The 1442-nt window shown below is 45.3% G+C and carries 1 pseudogene; it reads left to right on the top strand.

Going from position 1 to position 1442, the window contains the following annotated elements:
• Positions 1 to 53: 53 nt before the first annotated feature.
• Positions 54 to 1411 (top strand): annotated as a pseudogene (locus ICN35_RS11210) (IS3 family transposase).
• The last annotated feature ends 31 nt before the right edge of the window (positions 1412 to 1442 follow it).

Genomic DNA, 1442 nt, shown 5'->3' with positions numbered 1-1442 from the left:
TGAACTGACCCCCAAAAGTTGGACGCTATGTCCAACCAAGGGGGTTTTGTTTTATGAGCAAGTACAGCAAGCAGTTCAAGCTAAAGGTGGTTAAAGAGTTTCTAAAGTTTGGCGGTCTTAAGCGGGTAGGTCACTTATTTGAGATTAGTCACTCTGATGTCCGTAAATGGGCTTTAGCCTATCAAGCACATGGCCATAGTGGTCTTAATCCCAGCTACCAACGCCATTCCCCAGAGTTCAAAGTCCAAGTTCTCCAATATATGGCACAGCATCAGATATCAGCCAGACCAGCTGCCGCCCACTTTGGGGTTGGTAGTATGACTACGATTTTGCAATGGCAAAAACTCTACAATGAAGGCGGTATTACAGCCCTTGCCAATCGACAGAGAGGACAACCGCCTATGTCCCAATTTAATATCAAAGCATTACTCAAAAAGCCTATCTCGGAGCTCACGCCGGTAGAGTTGCGAAGACGTTTGGAGTACGCCGAAGCACAGGCTGCCTACCTAAAAAAGTTAGAAGCCTTAGCTCAGAGCAAAGCAACAAAAGAGAACAAGCCCAAGTAATTACTGAGCTAAGGCCGTATTACCGTTTACCAGACTTACTACTCATCGCCAAGATGGCTAAAAGCGTTTACTACTACTGGCGAGCAGCCAGTAGTAATCATGAGCCTGATCCTTATGAGTTGGCTAAAGATCGTATTACCCAGATCTTTAATGCCCACCAGGGCCGTTATGGCTATCGGCGGGTGCATTTAGAGCTGCGCAATCAACAGCAATATTTAAACCACAAGACCGTACAAAAGCTCATGGGGCAGCTAGGACTGAAATCCCTTGTGAGGCCGAAGCGATACCAGTCCTTTAAGGGGAATATTGGTAAAGCGGCTCCCAATTTATTGGAGCGTAACTTTGGAGCAAGCAAACCTAATGAGAAGTGGGTCACCGATGTCACTGAGTTCAATATCAAGGGTGAGCGAGTCTATTTATCGCCGATCTTAGACCTTTATAACCAAGAGATCGTCTCCTATGAGATTGCTGATCGGCCACAGATTAGCTCAGTCATACAAATGCTCCAAAAGGCTTTTAAGCAACTAAAACCAAAAGATAAGCCCATCTTGCACTCAGACCAGGGCTGGTAATACCAGATGGGGCTTTATCAACAGGCCCTGCACCAGCAGGGTATTACTCAAAGCATGTCTAGAAAAGGTAATTGCTTGGATAACGCAGTCATGGAGAACTGGTTTGGGATTATGAAAACCGAGTTCTTCTATCAAAAGAAGTTTGACGATGTCGGGTCATTTAAAACAGAGCTTAAGGAATATATCCACTACTACAACCATGATCGAATCAAGCAAAAACTAAAGGGATTGAGCCCGGTGCAATACCGAACTCAATCCCTCGTGCTAACCTAACTAAACTGTCCAACTACTGGGGGTCAGTTCA

This window comes from Polynucleobacter sp. es-GGE-1 (assembly GCF_018882005.1).
Taxonomy (GTDB): domain Bacteria; phylum Pseudomonadota; class Gammaproteobacteria; order Burkholderiales; family Burkholderiaceae; genus Polynucleobacter.
The sequence above is the reverse complement of the archived record's forward strand: the minus strand, read 5'-3'. Positions and strand labels throughout refer to the sequence as shown.